Genomic DNA, 19634 nt, shown 5'->3' on the forward strand with positions numbered 1-19634 from the left:
GGTGGGCCGCGAGGAGCGGGGACCCCTAGAGGGCGGGGAGTGGGGGTGCGGGGGAAGGGGGTAGGGTTTAACGGGAAACAGGACCCCGGATCCGTCGGGGGGCGGTGTTTCACGGGAAACACCGCCCCTCGACTCATGCCGACCGAGCTGTTACTTGGTCTCCTTGAGGCACAGCACCACGTCGTGGCTGCCGCCGGTCTGGACGTAGTAGACCGTCGCAGCCGAGACGCTCTCGCACTTGGTGTCGTCGCTGGAGTTGTCGAACTTCTCGACGACCTTGAACTGGGAGCCGGAGGACGAGCAGTCGACCGTCTTGAGGTCGGGGCTGGTCTCCGTGCCGTCGTTGTGCATGCAGGCGCCCACCGACGTGGTCTCCGCGTCGCTCTGGCCGAGGTACCACTTGACCCCGTACAGGCCTATCGCGACCAGGATCAGAACTACGACGCGAAGCGCCTTCTTGCCGCCACGGCGAGCCGGGGCCGGCGGCGGAACGGGAGCGCCGCCCTGGTTGGGGAAAGGCGCGTAGGGCTGCTGCGGGGGAACCCCCGGCTGGCCGGGCTGCTGTCCCGTGGGCGCGGTGGGCTGCTGGGCGAACGGATTCTGGCCCTGGGGCGGCGGCGGAACGGTCACTTGGGGGTCCCCCTCGAACGATGAGCGCATGGCGCGAAATAAGACGCACGTAAGCTACCGGGCCGCACTGACAACTCTGTAGTCCAGAGGGGCTCTGTGGCCTTGATGTGACAGTTACCGGCACTCAAAGCGGGTCATAGTCGCAGCAATTGCTGCGTAGACGACCGCCACCATGATCACCAGTGGGACCGATCGGCCGTCAGGCGGCAGCATCAGCGCGGCGACTGCGGCGGCGCCGACGAAGGCGGCATTGAACAACACGTCGTAAACGGAGAAAATCCGGCCACGGTAGCCGTCTTCCACGGAGAACTGGACGATCGTGTCCGTAGCGATCTTCGCGCCCTGAGTGGTCAGTCCCAGGACGAAGGCCGCGGCGAGCATCGGAGCCACGGCGAACGGGAGTCCGAGCGCGGGTTCCAGGACCGCGGCCGAAGCGGCGCAGACCGCGATCCACCGGCCCGGGCCCAGTCTCCCGGCCGTCCACGGGGTCAGTACGGCGGCCGCGAAGAACCCGGCGCCGGAGATCCCCAAGGCCAGCCCCAGCAGCGCGAGTCCGTCGTCCGAGTCGGACGACCAGGCGTACCGGCAGAGCATGAGCACCATGACCGTCAGGGCGCCGTAGCAGAAGCGCATCAGCGTCATCGCCCCGAGCGCCCAGGCGGCCTCCCGGCGTCGAGGCTCGGCGAGATGGCGTACACCCGCCGCCAGTCCGCGCGCGGTGCCTGTGAGCGCCGCGGCAAGCCGTGGGCGCGCCAACGGCTGCTCCGGACCGAGGAGTTCAGGCGCGATGCGCAGTGAGGCGAGCGCCGCGCACAGATACAGGGCGGCTCCGAGCAGCACCACCGCGGCGTTGGAGTCCACGGCCAACAGCCGTACGGCGAGGGCGAGACCGCCGCCCGCGGTCGCGCCCAGCGTCCCGGCGGTCGGGGAAAGAGAGTTGGCCATCACCAGGCGCTCGGAGTCGACGACCCGCGGCAGCGCGGCCGAGAGGCCGGCCAGGACGAAGCGGTTGACCGCCGTGACACAGAGCGCGGAGACGTAGAAGAGCCAGTCGGGGACGTGACTGAGCATCAGGACGGCCGTGGCGCCCGCCAGGAGGGCACGCAGCAGGTTGCCGTACAGAAAGACCTGCCGGCGGCGCCAGCGGTCCAGGAGAACTCCGGCGAAAGGGCCCACGAGTGAGTACGGAAGCAGCAGTACCGCCATGGCTGAGGCGATGGCGGCCGCCGAGGTCTGCTTCTCCGGCGAGAAGACGACGTACGTCGCGAGCGCGACCTGATAGACGCCGTCGGCGCCCTGGGACAGCAGTCGTACGCCGAGCAGACGTCTGAAGCCTTGGAAGCGCAGCAGGACGCGCAGGTCACGCACGACAGCCATGGGGCACAGCCTCACATACGAGGAGGGTCCCCGGGCGGTGTGCCCGGGGACCCTCGACGGCTCTCAAAAGGGGTGCGCCTCGGCGCGTGCTCCCTGTCGGGTCAGCGCTCGACCTCGCCCGCGATGAACTTCTCGACGTTGGCGTACGCCTCGTCGTCGAAGTACTGGACCGGCGGGGACTTCATGAAGTAGCTCGACGCGGAGAGGATCGGGCCGCCGATGCCGCGGTCCTTGGCGATCTTCGCGGCACGAAGGGCGTCGATGATGACACCCGCGGAGTTCGGGGAGTCCCAGACCTCGAGCTTGTACTCCAGGTTCAGCGGGACATCGCCGAAGGCGCGGCCCTCGAGGCGCACGTACGCCCACTTGCGGTCGTCCAGCCAGGCCACGTAGTCGGACGGGCCGATGTGGACGTTGTTCTCGCCGAGCTCGCGGTCGCGGATCTGCGAGGTGACGGCCTGCGTCTTCGAGATCTTCTTGGACTCGAGGCGGTCGCGCTCCAGCATGTTCTTGAAGTCCATGTTGCCGCCGACGTTGAGCTGCATGGTGCGCTCAAGACGGACACCGCGGTCCTCGAACAGCTTCGCCATCACACGGTGCGTGATGGTGGCACCGACCTGCGACTTGATGTCGTCGCCGACGATCGGGACGCCGGCCTCGGTGAACTTGTCCGCCCACTCCTTGGTGCCGGCGATGAAGACCGGGAGAGCGTTGACGAAGGCGACCTTGGCGTCGATGGCGCACTGGGCGTAGAACTTCGCCGCGTCCTCGGAACCGACGGGCAGGTAGCAGATGAGGACGTCGACCTGCTTGTCCTTGAGGATCTGGACGACGTCGACCGGGGCCTCGTCGGACTCCTCGATGGTCTCGCGGTAGTACTTGCCGAGACCGTCCAGGGTGTGACCGCGCTGGACCGAGACGCCCTTGTTCGGGACGTCGCAGATCTTGATGGTGTTGTTCTCGCTGGCACCGATGGCGTCGGAGAGGTCGAGGCCGACCTTCTTCGCGTCGACGTCGAAGGCGGCGACGAACTCGACGTCACCGACGTGGTACTCGCCGAACTGGACGTGCATCAGGCCGGGCACCTTGGCCGCCGGGTCGGCGTCCTTGTAGTACTCGACGCCCTGCACCAGCGAGGCGGCGCAGTTGCCCACGCCGACAATGGCTACGCGAACCGAACCCATTCCGATTGCTCCCTGTATGTACTGGTGAAACCCCGAACGGGTCTCACGTGGTGGTGTCGTCGGACGGATCCGGCCGGGAGCTGTCCCGATGCCGGGGCAGGCCGCCCGTCTCTCCAGTGGTGCTGTCCTGCTGCGCGGAGCCTTCGGAGGCGGGACGCTTCTGGTCCCGCCCGGCTCGCTCGCTTTCGATGAGCTCGTTCAGCCAGCGCACTTCGCGCTCCACGGACTCCATTCCGTGGCGCTGGAGCTCAAGCGTGTAGTCGTCGAGGCGCTCCCGGGTCCGCGCCAGGGAGGCGCTCATCTTCTCCAGGCGCTCCTCGAGGCGGCTGCGGCGGCCCTCCAGTACGCGCATGCGTACGTCGCGTGACGTCTGCCCGAAGAAGGCGAATCGAGCGGCGAAGTGCTCGTCCTCGTACGCGTCGGGACCCGTCTGGGAGAGCAGTTCCTCGAAGTGTTCCTTACCTTCCGCCGTCAATCGATAGACGATCTTGGCGCGACGCCCTGCGAGTGGAGCGGCGAGGGCATCTTCGGGTGTGGCCCCCGGCTCCTCGATCAACCAGCCGTTGGCGACCAGCGTCTTGAGGCAGGGGTAGAGCGTCCCGTAGCTGAAGGCGCGGAACACACCCAGTGACGTATTAAGACGTTTGCGCAGCTCATAGCCGTGCATCGGGGACTCGCGGAGCAGGCCGAGGACGGCGAACTCGAGGATCCCGGAACGCCGGCTCATCGTCGCCTCCTCCCTGTCGCTGCCTCGTCGGCACGGTCTTTATGCCGTGCTGATGTATCGACTCGATACATCAGCACGATAGAACGCCGCTACGGATGCGACAAGAGGGAGAACGGTGAACGGCGTCACATCACCGATTCATACGAAGCAAGTTGCCTGATTTGGGGTGAACTTCGGCCCTAGGTGGGTTTTGACGGTGCGTAGTCTGTGCGCCATGCACACCACCGGGAACCGAGTGACGCCTGAGGACGTCATCGTCCTCGGTGTAGTACGGGTGAATGCGGTAACGCCCGCATCCGTACTTCGGGGGGACCGGAAACCAGCTGCCGTTTCCAGGCGCGCAACGGTGCGCCTGCCCGAGGAGTAATCGTTCGATGAGCGAGCACCGTCGCAAAACGCCGCAGTCGCAGGGCGGCGGACGTGCCGCGGCCCGACGCGGCCAGCCCAGCCCGTCCGCCGGCCGCCGTGCCGCACCGCGGAGCGCCACCGGGTCACCTTCCGATGCCTATGGCTCGGGAGACGAGGAGCGCCCGTACAGTGGCCGCGCCGAGGCCCGGCGGGCAGGACAGAGAAGCAACAGCGGTGGTCGGCGCAGAGCCGCCGACGGCGCGGGAGGCGGTGGCGGCCGCCGCGGCGGCCCCGGAGGCCCGAACGGGCCCGGGCGAGGAAGGGGCCGTTCGGGCCCCGCCAAGAAGCGCATCATCGACTACCCGCGCGCCGGCAAGTACGGAGCCGCGCGCTGGGTGCCGTCCTGGAAGCTGGTGACGGGGCTGTTCATCGGCTTCTTCGGCAGCCTGGTGGCGATCGCGGGCGTGGCGTACGCCCTGGTGGGCGTCCCGGACGTGGCCAAGACCGCCACGGCTCAGAACAACGTCTACTACTGGTCCGACGGCACCCAGATGGTGGCCACCGGTGGTGAGACGAACCGCCAGAACATCGGCTACGCGGAGATCCCTGAAGCGATGCGGTACGCCGTCATCTCGCAGGAGAACAAGACGTTCGAGACCGACAGCGGCATCGATCCCAAGGGCATCGCCCGTGCCTTCCTCAACATGGCCAAGGGCGGCGAGACGCAGGGTGGCTCCACCATCACCCAGCAGTACGTCAAGAACGCGAGGCTGGACGACCAGTCGCAGACGATCTCCCGCAAGTTCAAGGAGATCTTCGTCGCGATAAAGGTGGGTGCCACGGTCAAGAAGAACGACATCATGGCCGGCTACCTGAACTCGGCGTACTACGGCCGAAACGCCTACGGGATCCAGGCGGCGGCGCACGCGTACTTCGACAAGGACGCGAAGAAACTGAACCCGGGTGAGTGCGCTTTCCTTGCGGCCGTGCTGAAGGGTGCCACCTACTACGACCCCGCAGGCGCCGAGTCGATCGACCCGGCCGCCACCGCCGCGGCCAACAGCAGGCGGGCCGAGCGTCAGATGCAGGACACGCTCAACAAGGAGGTCGAGTACGGCCACCTGAGTGCCTCTGTGCGAAACAAATACACCAAGCTTCCCAAGGTGCAGAACCCGCGCTCGAACACCGAGCTCAGCGGTCAGATCGGCTATCTCGTCGATCTTGCCAAGGCGTACATCATCAACAACAGCGACAAGATCACCGCGAACCAGCTTCAGCAGGGTGGCTACTCGATCCACACGACCTTCGACAAGAACAAGGTCAAGCAGCTCGAGGATGCAGTGAAGAAGGTCCGCAAGGAGAACATCAAGCCGGACGAGCGTCCGAAGACGGACAAGTACGTCCAGTTCGGTGGGGCGTCCGTGAACCCGGACACCGGCGCGATCGAGGCCATCTACGGCGGTGAGGACGCGACCAAGCACTTCACCAACAACGCCGACCAGACCGGCGCCCAGGTGGGTTCCACGTTCAAGCCGTTCGTGCTGGCGGCCGCCATGTCGTGGGGGAAGAAAAATCCCAAACTCGGGGATTCCCAGGCCCAGGACGAGCGCACCATCGTCTCCCCGGACAGCTTCTACAGCGGCAAGAACAAGCTCAAGATCAAGAACTACGACGGGTCAATCTGGACGGACAAGAACGGGAAGCAGTGGAATCAGACCAACGACGGTGGTGCGTCGTACAACAAGCCCAGCTACCGGATTGATCTGCGGGAGGCGATGCGGGAGTCGGTGAACTCCGCCTACGTGCAGCTCGGCATGGATGTCGGCCTGGACAAGGTCCAGCAGGCCGCCCTCGACGCGGGCATCCTCAAGAGCAGCCTGGCAAGTGCCAACTACCCCTCGTTCTCACTCGGCACTTCCGACCCGAGCGCGATCCGTATGGCCGGCGCGTACGGCACCTTCGCGGACAGCGGCAAGCAGCACGACCCCTACTCGGTCGACCAGGTCACCAACGAAACGGGCACAGTCTTTCAGCACGAGGGAAAGTCGGAGCGGGCCTTCACCCCGCCTGTGGCCGACAATGTCACCGACGTCCTGAAGACCGTGGTCGACAAGGGCACCGGAACCAAGGCCCAGCTGCCCGGCCGTGACGTGGCAGGTAAGACTGGTACCACCGACGGCAACAAGTCCGCCTGGTTCGTCGGATACACGCCGCAGCTCTCGACCGCGATCACGATGTACCGGATGGACGACAACGAGAGCAGCAAGAAGCGCGAGTTCCTGGAGATGTACGGGACGGGTGGCGAGGAGAAGATCCACGGTGCCTCGTTCCCGGCCGAGATCTGGCACGACTACATGGAACACGCGCTCAAGGGCGCGAAGGTGATGGACTTCCCGACGCCCGAGGACATTGGAACGGTCGTCAACGACGTCCCGAGTCCGAGTGTGACCCCGTCGCCCACGGAGAGCGAGACGTCGAGCCCGACGCCGAGTGTGACGCCCAGCGAGACCACGACGTCGCCCAGCCCGACGGCGAGCGAAACCTGCGGCGACTTCGACTGGAACTGCAGCACCGGTGGAACGGACACGGGCGGTACCGACAACGGTGGTACGGACGGCGGCGTGACCGCGTCGCCGACGGAGAGCACCGGTAACGGGAACACCAGAGGCACCGGAAACGGAGGCCTCTTCGGAGGGCCCAACGGGTAGCCGCGTCTGCCCGGCCGAGGTGTGTTTCACGTGAAACATGGGCCGTCGCACCGACCAGGTGCGGCGGCCCTCGGCGTATCCCCAGGTACGTACGGCAGGATGTGCGGCATGCCCAGTGCAGAGACGACGCGAGCAAGCGTGCGCGAGCCGGAGCCGGTCCAGCCGACCAGGGAAGACGAGGTCGCCGCGACCGGCAGTGAGCTGATCGGTGGCCCCCTGGGACGACGGGCGCTGCTCGGGACGACATGGTGGACCCCGGTGCGGGTCATCGCCCTCATCGCGATCGGCATGTTCGCGCTCGGCATGGTGCAGAAGCTGCCGTGCTACGACGGTGCCTGGTTCTTCGGAGCCAGCTCCCAGTACACGCACGCGTGCTACTCGGACATCCCGCACCTCTACCAGGGGCGTGGCTTCGCCGACGGGCTCGTGCCGTACTTCGACAAGCTCTCCGGCGACATGGACTACCTCGAGTACCCGGTGCTCACCGGTGTGTTCATGGAGGTCGCCTCCTGGCTCACACCGAGCAGCGGCAGCATCCAGGATCAGGAGCAGATCTACTGGATGGTCAATGCCGGGATGCTGATGGTGTGCGCGGCGATCATCGCCGTATGCGTCTCGCGCACGCACGCACGGCGGCCGTGGGACGGTCTGCTGGTCGCTCTGGCGCCCGCCTTCGCACTGACCGCGACCATCAACTGGGACTTGCTGGCCGTGGCTCTGACGGCCGTGGCGATGCTGATGTGGTCTCGGGGCCGCACCCTCGCCTTTGGCGTCCTCCTGGGGCTTGCGACGGCCGCCAAGCTCTATCCCGTACTGCTGCTGGGGCCGCTGCTGATGCTCTGCTGGCGCGCCGGTAAGTGGCGGGCGTTCTGGACCGCCGTCGGGGGCTCACTCGTGGCCTGGCTGGCCGTGAACCTGCCGGTGATGGCCTTCGCCTTCGACGGCTGGTCGAAGTTCTACACGTTCAGCCAGGAGCGGGGCGTCGACTTCGGTTCCGTGTGGCTGATCCTCTCCCAGCGCTGGCAGAGCTCCCTGCTCACCACGGACAACGTCAACACGTTCGCCACAATCCTGATGCTGCTCGCGTGCGCGGGTATCGCGGCGCTCACGGTGACCGCTCCCCGCCGCCCGCGCTTCGCGCAGCTGGCCTTTCTGATCGTCGCGGCCTTCATCCTCACCAACAAGGTCTACTCACCGCAGTACGTGCTGTGGCTGGTGCCCCTCGCCGTGCTGGCCCGGCCGCGCTGGCGGGACTTCCTGATCTGGCAGGCGTGCGAGGTCGCGTACTTCCTGGGCATCTGGATGTACCTCGCGTACACGACGAGCGGAGACGCCCACAAGGGGCTTCCCACCGAGGGGTACCAGGCGGCCATCGCCGTGCACCTGCTGGGGACGCTGTATCTCTGTGCGGTGGTGGTGCGCGACATCCTCATGCCGGAGCGGGACGTGGTGCGCAGGGCCGGCGACGACGATCCGTCCGGGGGCGTGCTCGATGGCGCGGAGGACGTCTTCGTACTGGGCGCCGCGGCTCATCCACCGCGGCATGCGGCGCACTTCGACGCGCCGCAGGTCGAATGGGGCAGCCGGAGCCAGGCCGCGGGCGACAGTTCGCTCTGAGCGAACAGGCTCCAGGGGGAGCCACGCAAAAGGCCGTACACGGACTCCGTGTACGGCCTTTTCGGTTTGCGTGCCCGGCGATGGCTCCCCGAGCTGTCAGCGGGTCAGCGCTCGACGACCCGGTCGAACTGCGTGGTGGTGTGCCGCAGATGGGCCACCAGCTCCTCGCCCACCTTCGGCTCCGGGGCGTCCGAGGGCACGAAGAGGATGGAAACCTGCATGTGCGGGGGCTCGGCGAACCAGCGTTGCTTGCCGCCCCAGACGAACGGAGAGAGGTTCCGGTTGACCGTGGCCAGTCCGGCCCGGGCGACGCCCTTGGCGCGCGGCATGACGCCATGGAGCGCCTTGGGGGCCTCCAGACCCACACCGTGCGACGTACCGCCCGCCACGACGACCAGATAGCCGTCCGAGGCCGCCTTCTGCTGCCGGTAGCCGAAGCGGTCGCCCTTGGAGACACGGGTGACGTCCAGGACGGCCCCCCGGTACTCGGTCGCCTCGTGGTCCCCCAGCCACAGCCGCGTACCGATGCGGGCGCGGAAGTGAGTCTGCGGGAACTGCTGCTGGAGACGGGCGAGTTCCTCGGCCTTCAGGTGGCTGACGAACATGGTGTGCAGGGGCAGGCGGGCAGCGCGCAGGCGGTCCATCCAGCCGATGACCTCCTCGACGGCGTCCGAGCCGTCGGTGCGGTCCAGCGGCAGATGGATGGCGAAGCCTTCCAGCCGCACGTTCTCGATGGCGGCGTGCAAGTGCGGCAGGTCCTGCTCGCTGACGCCGTGCCGCTTCATCGAGGACATGACCTCGATGACGACACGGGCCCCCACGAGGCCGTACACGCCGTCTATGGACGACACGGAGCGGATGACGCGGTCGGGCAGCGGCACGGGCTCCTCGCCCCGCCTGAAGGGCGTCAGCACCAGCAGATCGCCGCCGAACCAGTCCTTGATCCGGGCGGCTTCGTAGGTGGTGCCGACGGCGAGGACATCGGAGCCGAGACGGGTGGCCTCGTCCGCGAGCCGCTCGTGGCCGAAGCCGTAGCCGTTGCCCTTGCAGACGGGGACGAGCCCCGGAAACTGCTCCTGCACGTGCTTGTGGTGTGCCCGCCAGCGCGCGGTGTCGACGTAGAGCGTGAGCGCCATGGCCGGTCCCGGAACCTTTCTCGTGGCTGCGGTGTATCAGAGGTATGAAAACGAATTGTGGCGGATCCGCCGGACCGGCGGGGCGATGCCGGGTGGTCTCAGTGGCGCGGCCCCCGGATCGGGCAGGGTCAGCGGCGCGACATGTAGATGTCGAGAGCCTTGTGGAGCAGCTTGTTGAGCGGGAAGTCCCACTCGCCGAGGTACTCCGCGGCCTGCCCGCCCGTGCCCACCTTGAACTGGATGAGGCCGAAGAGGTGATCGGACTCGTCCAGCGAGTCGGAGATGCCGCGCAGGTCATAGACCGTCGCCCCCAGGGCGTACGAGTCGCGCAACATCCGCCACTGCATCGCGTTCGAGGGCCTGACCTCCCGGCCGATGTTGTCCGAGGCGCCGTAGGAGTACCAGACGTGACCGCCGACGACCAGCATCGTCGCGGCGGACAGGTTCACGCCGTCGTGCTGGGCGAAGTACAGCCGCATGCGGTTGGGGTCCTCGCTGTTGAGGGCCGTCCACATGCGCTGGAAGTACGAGAGCGGGCGGGGCCGGAAGTGGTCACGGGTAGCCGTGATCTCGTACAGCCGCTGCCACTCCTCCAGGTCCTGGTAGCCGCCCTGGACGACCTCGACGCCGGCCTTCTCGGCCTTCTTGATGTTGCGGCGCCACAGCTGGTTGAAGTTCTTGTGGACCTCTTCCAGCGAGCGGTTGGCCAGCGGCACCTGGAAGACGTAGCGGGGCTGTACGTCGCCGAAGCCGGCGCCCCCGTCCTCGCCCTGCTGCCAACCCATGCGGCGCAGCTTGTCGGCGACCTCGAAGGCCCGGGGTTCGATGAAGTCCGCCTCGATGTCGCGCAGGCGCTTCACGTCGGGGTTCTGGATGCCGCCCTTGATGGAGGGGGCCTCCCAGCGCCGGATGATCACCGGCGGCCCCATCTTCACGGAGAAGGCGCCCTGCTGCTTGAGATGGGCGAGCATCGGCTGCAGCCAGTCGTCGAGGTTCGGCGCGAACCAGTTGATGACCGGGCCCTCGGGCAGGTAGGCGAGATACCGCTTGATTTTGGGCAGCTGGCGGTACAGCACGAGGCCCGCGCCGACCATCTCGCCGGTCTTGTCGTCGAACCAGCCGAGGTTCTCCGAGCGCCACTCTGCTTTGACGTCTGCCCAGGCGGGGACCTGCATGTGGCTCGCCGCGGGCAGGCTCTGGATGTATGCCAGATGCTGCTCTCGGCTGATGGTCCGCAGGGTCAGGCTCATTCGGGGCGCTCCTCGGGCTGGTGTGTCCCCATGGGTACAGGGGCTCCGGCTCTCGCGCCGAAGCCTACTGCGCCCTGCGAGCGCCTCGTCTGGCCGTATGCAACCTGGACCCCGACCAGTGCGGGGTCAGGTCGTCCCGAGGTGTTGTCCGGCCGCTCGGCCGGCGGTTTCCGAGGGGGTCAGCCGATGATCCCGCCGAAGAGACCGCCGTGCGCCATGCCGATGAAGAAGCCCACGGCCGAGGCACCGAGACCCAGGATCAGCCCGAAGCGCTCCCGGGTCGTCTCCGAGATGAACTGCCCGCCCGCGCCGGTGAAGATCCCCACCAGCCCGGTCCAGGAGCTGAGCAGATGGAGACTGTCGAAGTACGAGCTGATGATCGCCGTCGCCCCGAGGACCAGGGTCACCGCGAGCAGCGTGTCCTGGAGGGGGTGGGGCTTGTGGTCGGTGGCGAGCAGGGATCCGACGGAATTGGGTCGCAATGTCTGTGCCATAAGGCACCTCCTGCGGAAGGCGGCGCATCGTAGCGCCATACACACCCGATGGGTACAGACTGACGGTCACCCGGTCGGATTTCAACCCGAAGCGGGTGTGCGGGTAGTCTGTACCCTCTGCACCGGTGTCTGCCCAGGTTTTGGCCGGGTCTAGACCCAGGTCACGGCCCCTGATCACGACAGGTATCCCGTTCGGTTCGCCGAGCGGGAAGCCCGATTGTCAGTGGCGGCCGATACCGTTGCGAACGCATCACAACCCTCCTGCCACGGAACGACCGTGGCCGCTGAGTCCAAAGGAGGTGGGTTCCACATGCGTCACTACGAAGTGATGGTCATCCTCGACCCCGATCTCGAAGAGCGTGCTGTCTCTCCGCTGATCGAGAACTTCCTCTCCGTCGTCCGTGAGGGCAACGGAAAGGTCGAGAAGGTCGACACCTGGGGCCGTCGTCGTCTGTCCTACGAGATCAAGAAGAAGCCCGAGGGCATCTACTCGGTCATCGACCTCCAGGCTGAGCCTGCGGTCGTCAAGGAGCTCGACCGGCAGATGAACCTGAACGAGTCGGTCCTCCGGACCAAGGTCCTCCGTCCCGAGATGCACTGAGCTCTCCAGCTCAGCTGATCTCGGGCATCGAGTAGCAGCAGCACTAGCAGCCAGCAGCAAACCCGCCGAGAGGTTCCCCCATGGCAGGCGAGACCGTCATCACGGTTGTCGGCAATCTTGTCGACGACCCCGAGCTGCGCTTCACCCCTTCCGGTGCGGCGGTCGCGAAGTTCCGTGTCGCGTCCACTCCCCGCACCTTCGACCGTCAGACCAATGAGTGGAAGGACGGCGAGAGCCTGTTCCTGACCTGCTCGGTCTGGCGTCAGGCGGCGGAGAACGTCGCTGAGTCGCTCCAGCGAGGCATGCGCGTCATCGTGCAGGGCCGGCTGAAGCAGCGGTCCTACGAGGACCGTGAGGGCGTCAAGCGCACGGTCTACGAGCTGGACGTCGAGGAAGTCGGCGCCAGCCTGAAGAACGCCACGGCCAAGGTCACCAAGACCACGGGTCGAGGCGGCCAGGGTGGTTACAGCGGCGGCGGCGGTGGCGGCGGCCAGCAGGGCGGCAGCTGGGGCGGAGGCTCCGGCGGCGGTCAGCAGGGTGGAGGCGGCGGTGCTCCCGCCGACGACCCCTGGGCGACCAGCGCTCCTGCCGGTGGCAACCAGAGCGGCGGCGGTGGCGGTGGCGGCTGGGGCGGAAGCTCCGGCGGTGCCGCTGGTTCCGGCGGCGGCTACTCGGACGAGCCCCCCTTCTAGGGGCGGGGCTCGTACCCCCACTTCTTGATCACACAGGAGATACACCATGGCGAAGCCGCCTGTGCGCAAGCCGAAGAAGAAGGTCTGCGCATTCTGCAAGGACAAGGTCACGTACGTGGACTACAAGGACACGAACATGCTGCGGAAGTTCATTTCCGACCGCGGCAAGATCCGTGCCCGCCGCGTGACCGGCAACTGCACGCAGCACCAGCGTGACGTCGCCACGGCTGTGAAGAACAGCCGTGAGATGGCGCTGCTGCCCTACACCTCCACCGCGCGATAAGGGAAGGGTGACCGACAAATGAAGATCATCCTCACCCACGAGGTCTCCGGCCTCGGTGCCGCGGGCGACGTCGTCGACGTCAAGGACGGTTACGCTCGCAACTACCTGATCCCGCGGAACTTTGCGATCCGCTGGACCAAGGGCGGCGAGAAGGACGTCGAGCAGATTCGTCGTGCTCGCAAGATCCACGAGATCGCGACGATCGAGCAGGCCAACGAGATCAAGGGCCGCCTTGAGGGCGTCAAGGTCCGTCTGGCCGTTCGCTCCGGCGACGCCGGCCGTCTCTTCGGTTCCGTCACCCCGGCCGACATCGCTTCGGCGATCAAGGCTTCCGGTGGCCCCGAGGTCGACAAGCGCCGCATCGAGCTGGGCGCGCCGATCAAGACTCTGGGCGCCCACCAGACGTCCGTGCGTCTGCACCCCGAGGTTGCCGCCAAGGTCAACATCGAGGTTGTCGCTGCCTGAGTGCAGCTCTCGGCATAGCTGAGAAGAAGGGCCGCACCCCCTGGGGTGCGGCCCTTCTGCATGGTCGTTGTCTCGCCGTCCTTCGCGCGGCGGACCGACATTCCGCGCGCGGTGTTTCACGTGAAACGCTCGGTTTCACGTGAAACACCGCGCTGGGAAACTGGCGTCGAGTGGGGCGAGTGTGCCGCTGAGCATGTCGAGTGTGAGGCTCAGCGCGTCGCGCCCGTGACGATCCATCGTCCGGAACGGGAGCGCAGCCAGAGGGTCAGCATCCGCATCGTCATCATCAGGGTCATGGCCGCCCAGAGAGCGGTCAGCCCACCGCCGAAGCTGGGAACGAGTAGTGCGACCGGGGTGAAGACCGCCAGCGTGAGGATCATGGCCCAGGCCAGATACGGTCCGTCTCCGGCACCCATCAGCACTCCGTCGAGCACGAAGACGATGCCGCAGATCGGCTGGGAGATGGCCACAACCAGGAGAGCGGGCAGGGCGGTGTCCTGGACGATGGGATCGCTGGTGAAGAGCGGCAGGAACAAAGGTCGTGCCGCCACCACCAGCAGGCCGAGTACGACTCCGACGGCGATGCCCCACTGCACCATGCGTCGACAGGCGTCACGGGCGCCCGCCGCGTCGTCCGCGCCGAGGTACCGGCCGATGATGGCTTGCCCAGCGATGGCGATGGCGTCGAGCGCGAAGGCGAGCAGGCTCCACAGGGACAGCACGATCTGGTGCGCGGCGATGTCGGCGTCGCCCAGCCGGGCTGCGACTGCTGTGGCGATCATGAGGATGGCCCGCAGCGAGAGGGTGCGGATCAGCAGGGGCGCACCGGCCTGGGCGCAGGCCCGGATGCCGGCGGCGTCCGGTCGCAGTGAGGCGCTGTGCTTGCGGGCGCCTCGGACGACCACGCACAGATAGATGGCGGCCATGCCGACCTGAGCGATGACCGTGCCCCACGCCGAGCCCGCGATGCCGAGATCCGCGCCGTAGACGAGGCCGACATTGAGGGCTGCGTTGGCCACGAAGCCCGCGACAGCCACGTACAGAGGGGTCTTTGTGTCCTGCAGTCCACGCAGGACACCGGTGGCGGCGAGCACGACGAGCATGGCGGGGATGCCCAGGACGGAGATCCGTAGATAGGTGGTGGCATAAGGCGCGGCGGTTTCCGAGGCGCCGAAGAGTTCCACGAGGGCGGGTGCGGTGGGCAGCGTGACGACGATGACGGCCGCGCCGATCAGAAGGGCAAGCCAGATGCCGTCCATGCCCTGACGGATGGCGGCCTGCAGATCGCCCGCGCCCACCCGGCGGGCGACCGCTGCGGTGGTGGCGTACGCGAGGAAGACGAAGACGCCGACGGCTGTCATGAGAAGGGCCGAGGCGATGCCGAGGCCGGCGAGTTGGGCGGTGCCCAGATGGCCGACGATCGCACTGTCGGCCATGACGAAGAGAGGCTCGGCGACAAGCGCGCCGAAGGCCGGGACGGCGAGCGCGACGATCTCTCGGTCGTGCCGGCGGCGGACGGCCTTGGGGGTCGCGGGAGCCTGTGTCATGAGCACCAATCTAATCTTCCACAGGTAAGAGATGCAATGGCCAATCGACCCTTACTTGCCCTCTGATTGTGCAGCCTGCCGCGGACCGTTCGAGACGAACTTGGTCCGACTGGGAAAGTTTTTCTTCTGCACAGCCGGTGGATGGGAAAGTAGCAGGTCAGACCCGTTGGACCCAAGGGGCTGAGTGCTTGTTCACAGGCCTGTCCACCGGGTCGTGCACAGGTTTTGTGGGGTTCTCCACAGCATCCGGGCCGTCGTCCACATGGCCTGTGGATAACCAGATTGGCTGACGGTGCCCGCAGGCCTAACGTGGGGCGGCGCCCGCTCTCTCCTCCGTCCTCGGGAACCTGGCAAAACCGACGCGTCAGAACCGGAGTTGGGTCGCTCATTTGTCAGTGCCGTGCCGTAGAACAGAGGGGCACGGTTAGGTCCGCTCGGCGGACGGGAGGAGGTGGCTCGGTGAGTATTTCCGAGCCCTTGGACGACCCGTGGGCCGACAGCGGTCCCAGTGATCGTCTGCCCGCCTCTCGTCAACGTCGCGACAGTGGTCGGGGCCGCGACGAGCAGCACGACCGCGGCCCGGAAAACGGGGAGTGGGACGGCGGAGGTTCCTCCTTCGAGCGCGTACCCCCGCAGGATCTGGACGCCGAACAGTCCGTCCTCGGCGGCATGCTCCTGTCGAAGGACGCCATCGCCGACGTCGTCGAGGTCATCAAGGGCCATGACTTCTACCGGCCCGCGCACGAGACGATCTACACCGCGATCCTCGATCTGTACGCGAAGGGCGAGCCGGCCGACCCGATCACGGTGGCGGCCGAGCTCACCAAACGCGGGGAGATCACCAAGGTCGGTGGCGCATCGTATCTGCACACCCTCGTCCAGACGGTCCCCACGGCGGCCAACGCCGAGTACTACGCGGAGATCGTCCACGAGCGAGCGGTCCTACGCCGCCTGGTGGAAGCCGGCACACGCATCACGCAGATGGGATACGCGGCCGACGGCGACGTCGACGAGATCGTCAACAGTGCCCAGGCCGAGATCTATGCGGTCACGGAGCAGCGCACCAGCGAGGACTATCTGCCGCTCGGCGACATCATGGAGGGGGCCCTCGACGAGATCGAGGCGATCGGCTCGCGCAGTGGAGAGATGACCGGTGTGCCCACCGGCTTCACCGACTTCGACTCGCTCACGAACGGTCTGCATCCAGGCCAGATGATCGTCATCGCCGCCCGTCCCGCCATGGGTAAGTCGACGCTCGCTCTGGACTTCGCACGGGCCTGCTCGATCAAGAACAATCTCCCGAGCGTCATCTTCTCGCTCGAAATGGGCCGCAACGAGATCGCGATGCGTCTGCTGTCCGCCGAGGCCCGCGTCGCCCTGCACCACATGCGGTCCGGCACGATGACCGACGAGGACTGGACGCGCTTGGCCCGCCGGATGCCCGACGTCTCCGCGGCTCCGCTCTACATCGACGACTCCCCGAATCTGTCGATGATGGAGATCCGCGCCAAGTGCCGCCGCCTCAAGCAGCGCAACGACCTCAAGCTCGTGGTCATCGACTATCTCCAGCTGATGCAGTCCGGCGGCTCCAAGCGCGCGGAAAGCCGCCAGCAGGAAGTCTCGGACATGTCCCGAAACCTCAAGCTGCTCGCCAAGGAGCTGGAACTCCCGGTCATCGCGCTCTCGCAGCTGAACCGTGGTCCGGAGCAGCGCACCGACAAGAAGCCGATGGTCTCGGACCTGCGTGAATCGGGTTCGATCGAGCAGGACGCCGACATGGTCATCCTGCTGCACCGCGAGGACGCATACGAGAAGGAGTCGCCGCGCGCGGGCGAAGCCGACCTGATCGTGGCCAAGCACCGTAACGGCCCGACGGCGACCATCACGGTCGCCTTCCAGGGCCACTACTCGCGCTTCGTGGACATGGCGCAGACCTGATCCGACGCGACTGCGGTGAGACACCGCATGTCCTGTCTGGTTTCAGTTGGCAGATTCGCTGGGCTTCGCGTCCACGGCGGCCGATTCGAAGTGATGCTGCTTCGATCGTCGGGTCTGAGGGCTCCACTCTGTTCGATGCATGGCGCCTGCTGCGGGCACTCGCTCAGGCGGAAATCGGCTCTGCCTCGGGATACGGGCTGAGCATGGTGTCGAAGTAGCCCTCTGGGGCTCCCTCCAGGAAGTCCGACAGGTTTTCCAGGAAGGTACGCAGCGGGAGCGTCGCGTTGTGCAGGTCCAGATCTTCCTGCGAGCGCCAGACCTCGTACAGGAAGAAGCGGCCGTCCTCGTGCTCGTGGAGGTGGTACTGCAGGTTGCCTGGCTCCTGCCGGGTGGGTTCCACGAAGGAAGAGAGGATGCGCCGGACCTCGTCCGCGCGCTGCGGCCTGGGGCGAAGGAACCCGTAGAGGGCGATGGGGCGATCCGTGTTCGTCATGGCCTCACGCTAAGATCTCACATCAATGTGAGGTTCAAGGAGTTGTGAGGAGCGCCACATGAAGATTGGCGAGCTGGCCGCCGCGACGGACACCTCCGTCCGACTCCTGCGCTACTACGAGGAGCAGGGTCTCCTGGCGTCCTACCGTCTCGTCAGCGGCCACCGCCGCTACGACGACAGCGCCCCCGCCGCGGTTCGCCGCATTCGCGGACTGCTGGACGCCGGCCTCCCGACCCGGGTCATCCGAGATCTCCTGCCGTGCGTTCGCCAGGACGGTTCGGTCGCCGAATGCCAGCTGGAGACCCTCCAAGAACACCTCCAGGGCCTGGATGACCGGATCTCCGCTCTGTGGGAAACCCGCGCCTCCCTGGCCGGGCTCATCTCCGCCAGCCGGGCCAACGCGCCGACGCTCGCGTAGGCCCGCCACCAATACCGCGCGTCCGCGACTGTCGCCAACCCCCGCCTTCGTGCTCACACAGGGTGCCGCCCAAAACGGGTCAACTCCCGCGAAGGCCAACTCGTTTGGAAACGACACCACGTCGCGTTCCCCAACCAAGAGGCAGTTCGCAGGTCGCAGCCCCGACATCCGACGCGAGCAGCGAGGCCCTATGGCGGTTCGGCGGCTTGGGGGACATGGACGCGGTGTCCGGCGAAATGCGCTCGACGTGTGGTGCCAGGCCGGGTGGACTGGGGGCATGACGAGACCTCAGGAAGAGTTGCTTCCTGCTACGCGCCGGGCCCTGCTGCACCGCATCGCCACTGCTCAAGCCGAGGGTCGGGCACCTTCGCTGGTTGCCACGGTCGTCCGTGGGCGGGACGCCGTGTGGACGGGGTCGCGCACCTCGGTCGAGGGGCACGGGCCGGACGAGAACGTTCAGTACCGGATCGGTTCGATCACCAAGACGTTCACCGCCGTACTCGTCCTGCGGCTGCGGGACGAGGGTGTGCTGGACCTGGGTGACCCGCTGGAGAAGCATCTGCCGGGTACCGGCGCGGGGGAGGCCACGATCGCCGAACTGCTCGCGCACACCGGCGGATTGGCGGCTGAATCGCCCGCTCCCTGGTGGGAACGCACGCCCGGCTCGCTCCGCCCGGAGCTCGCAGACGTACTGGGGGACCAGCCGTTCCGGCATCCGGTCGGGCGGCGGCACCACTACTCGAACCCCGGATACACCTTGCTGGGCGCGCTGGTCGAGGAGCTGCGGGGAGCGCCTTGGGAGCAGGTGCTGCGGCGCGAGGTGCTCGAACCGCTGGGCCTGGACCGCACGAGCGGGCAGCCCAAGGCGCCGCATGCCGGTGGCTGGGCGGTGCATCCCTGGGCGGACGTGATGCTTCCGGAGCCCGTCGAGGATCTGGGCCGGATGGCTCCGGCCGGACAACTCTGGTCCACGGCAAAGGACTTGGCGCGGTTCGCCGTCTTCCTCGGCCGGGGTGACGACCGGGTGCTGAGCGCGGAATCCGTACGGGAGATGCGCACGCCCGCCGCGCCTGCCGAGGCCGCGGACGTGGCAGCCGGCTCCGCCTATGGTCTCGGCCTGCAGATTCAGCACCGTGACGGCCGGATCCTCGTCGGCCATTCCGGCTCTCTGCCGGGCTTCCTGGCGAATCTCACGATCAGTGTGGAGGACGATCTGGCGGCCGTGGTGCTCTCCAATTGCACGTCCGGTCCCCTGGTGGCATCCGTCGGCGCCGACCTCGTACGCGTGGTGGCGGAGGCCGAGCCCCGGATCCCTGATGCGTGGCGGCCGCTGCGCGAGATCGATGCGGACGTACTGGAACTGGCGGGGCAGTGGTACTGGGGGACTCAGGTCTTCGCACTGCGGCTGACGGCCGACGAGGGCCTGTCGCTGGGGCCGCTCTCCGGCACGGGAAGGCGTTCACGGTTCCGGACCAATGGCGACGGGACGTGGACGGGACTGGAGGGCTACTACGCGGGAGAGCTGCTGCGTCCTGTACGGCGGGCTGACGGATCCCTGAGCCATCTCGACCTCGGGTCGTTCGTGTTCACGCGCCAGCCGTACGACCAGGGGGCTCCGGTGCCGGGTGGAGTCGATCCCGAGGGGTGGCGAGGGATTCAGTAGGCGCGGTCACGGAGCCGGGCGTCCTGTTTCACGTGAAACCAGCCGCCTGGTTTCACGTGAAAC

Annotated in this window: 18 protein-coding genes; 9 read left to right on the forward strand and 9 right to left on the reverse strand. The window is 67.1% G+C overall.

From position 1 onward, the window contains the following. Window positions 1–150: 150 nt before the first annotated feature. The 4 genes from ACFWM2_RS38765 to ACFWM2_RS38780 form a co-directional block, all read right to left on the reverse strand. The gene (locus ACFWM2_RS38765; protein WP_383290577.1) at window positions 151–630 is read right to left on the reverse strand and encodes a hypothetical protein; all 480 of its coding nucleotides are present in this window, start codon (window positions 628–630) and stop codon (window positions 151–153) included. A 114-nt stretch (window positions 631–744) separates the two neighbouring features. Next, window positions 745–2007: an MFS transporter gene (locus ACFWM2_RS38770; protein WP_383290579.1), complete on the reverse strand. Its 1263-nt coding sequence runs from the start codon at window positions 2005–2007 to the stop codon at window positions 745–747. 101 nt (window positions 2008–2108) lie between these two features. Further along, window positions 2109–3191, reverse strand: a complete 1083-nt coding sequence (locus ACFWM2_RS38775) for an inositol-3-phosphate synthase (protein WP_383290582.1) — start codon at window positions 3189–3191, stop codon at window positions 2109–2111. Between the two features lie 43 nt (window positions 3192–3234). Continuing rightward, a complete protein-coding gene (locus ACFWM2_RS38780; protein WP_383290584.1) occupies window positions 3235–3918 on the reverse strand; it encodes a PadR family transcriptional regulator in 684 nt (227 codons plus the stop codon). Window positions 3919–4292: 374 nt separating this feature from the next. On the opposite strand from ACFWM2_RS38780, the gene ACFWM2_RS38785 reads away from it, so the two are divergent. Together ACFWM2_RS38785 and ACFWM2_RS38790 are read left to right on the forward strand one after the other, a co-directional pair. Then, window positions 4293–6974 carry a transglycosylase domain-containing protein gene (locus ACFWM2_RS38785; protein WP_383290587.1) on the forward strand — a complete coding sequence of 894 codons (2682 nt, stop codon included), beginning with the start codon at window positions 4293–4295 and terminating at the stop codon, window positions 6972–6974. 108 nt (window positions 6975–7082) lie between these two features. Next, window positions 7083–8591, forward strand: coding sequence for a glycosyltransferase family 87 protein (locus tag ACFWM2_RS38790; RefSeq protein ID WP_383290590.1), 1509 nt, complete (start codon window positions 7083–7085; stop codon window positions 8589–8591). 104 nt (window positions 8592–8695) lie between these two features. On the opposite strand, the gene ACFWM2_RS38795 is transcribed toward ACFWM2_RS38790, so the two are convergent. The 3 genes from ACFWM2_RS38795 to ACFWM2_RS38805 all read right to left on the reverse strand — a co-directional run bounded on the left by ACFWM2_RS38795 (window position 8696) and on the right by ACFWM2_RS38805 (window position 11471). Further along, a complete protein-coding gene (locus ACFWM2_RS38795; protein ID WP_383290593.1) occupies window positions 8696–9727 on the reverse strand; it encodes an alanine racemase in 1032 nt (343 codons plus the stop codon). Window positions 9728–9855: 128 nt separating this feature from the next. After that, a complete protein-coding gene (gene femX / locus ACFWM2_RS38800) occupies window positions 9856–10977 on the reverse strand; it encodes a peptidoglycan bridge formation glycyltransferase FemX (RefSeq protein WP_383290596.1) in 1122 nt (373 codons plus the stop codon). 179 nt (window positions 10978–11156) lie between these two features. Further along, a complete protein-coding gene (locus ACFWM2_RS38805) occupies window positions 11157–11471 on the reverse strand; it encodes a hypothetical protein (RefSeq protein WP_383290599.1) in 315 nt (104 codons plus the stop codon). Window positions 11472–11781: 310 nt separating this feature from the next. Between ACFWM2_RS38805 and rpsF the strand changes: the two genes are divergently transcribed. From rpsF to rplI, 4 genes are all read left to right on the forward strand, one after another. Further along, entirely contained in the window at window positions 11782–12072 is a 291-nt protein-coding gene (rpsF, locus tag ACFWM2_RS38810; protein ID WP_016644628.1) for a 30S ribosomal protein S6, read from the forward strand. An 80-nt stretch (window positions 12073–12152) separates the two neighbouring features. Next, entirely contained in the window at window positions 12153–12764 is a 612-nt protein-coding gene (locus tag ACFWM2_RS38815; RefSeq protein WP_383290603.1) for a single-stranded DNA-binding protein, read from the forward strand. Window positions 12765–12810: 46 nt separating this feature from the next. Further along, complete coding sequence (gene rpsR, locus ACFWM2_RS38820; protein ID WP_003949403.1) at window positions 12811–13047, forward strand: 30S ribosomal protein S18; 237 nt, start codon at window positions 12811–12813, stop codon at window positions 13045–13047. 18 nt (window positions 13048–13065) lie between these two features. Further along, window positions 13066–13512: a 50S ribosomal protein L9 gene (rplI, locus tag ACFWM2_RS38825; RefSeq protein WP_383290606.1), complete on the forward strand. Its 447-nt coding sequence runs from the start codon at window positions 13066–13068 to the stop codon at window positions 13510–13512. A 209-nt stretch (window positions 13513–13721) separates the two neighbouring features. On the opposite strand, the gene ACFWM2_RS38830 is transcribed toward rplI, so the two are convergent. Further along, window positions 13722–15059, reverse strand: coding sequence for an MATE family efflux transporter (locus ACFWM2_RS38830; protein ID WP_383290609.1), 1338 nt, complete (start codon window positions 15057–15059; stop codon window positions 13722–13724). 459 nt (window positions 15060–15518) lie between these two features. On the opposite strand from ACFWM2_RS38830, the gene dnaB reads away from it, so the two are divergent. Next, entirely contained in the window at window positions 15519–16997 is a 1479-nt protein-coding gene (gene dnaB, locus ACFWM2_RS38835; RefSeq protein ID WP_383290611.1) for a replicative DNA helicase, read from the forward strand. A 163-nt stretch (window positions 16998–17160) separates the two neighbouring features. Here dnaB and ACFWM2_RS38840 read toward each other — a convergent pair whose 3' ends face one another. Further along, window positions 17161–17490 (reverse strand): putative quinol monooxygenase, encoded by a 330-nt coding sequence (locus tag ACFWM2_RS38840; protein WP_383290614.1) that lies wholly within the window; start codon window positions 17488–17490, stop codon window positions 17161–17163. A gap of 58 nt (window positions 17491–17548) precedes the next feature. On the opposite strand from ACFWM2_RS38840, the gene ACFWM2_RS38845 reads away from it, so the two are divergent. Together ACFWM2_RS38845 and ACFWM2_RS38850 are read left to right on the forward strand one after the other, a co-directional pair. Beyond that, complete coding sequence (locus ACFWM2_RS38845) at window positions 17549–17908, forward strand: MerR family transcriptional regulator (RefSeq protein WP_383290617.1); 360 nt, start codon at window positions 17549–17551, stop codon at window positions 17906–17908. Between the two features lie 277 nt (window positions 17909–18185). Next, window positions 18186–19571 (forward strand): serine hydrolase domain-containing protein, encoded by a 1386-nt coding sequence (locus ACFWM2_RS38850; RefSeq protein ID WP_383290620.1) that lies wholly within the window; start codon window positions 18186–18188, stop codon window positions 19569–19571. Window positions 19572–19634: the final 63 nt, after the last annotated feature.

This window comes from Streptomyces sp. NPDC058371 (assembly GCF_042723265.1).
Lineage (GTDB): Bacteria > Actinomycetota > Actinomycetes > Streptomycetales > Streptomycetaceae > Streptomyces.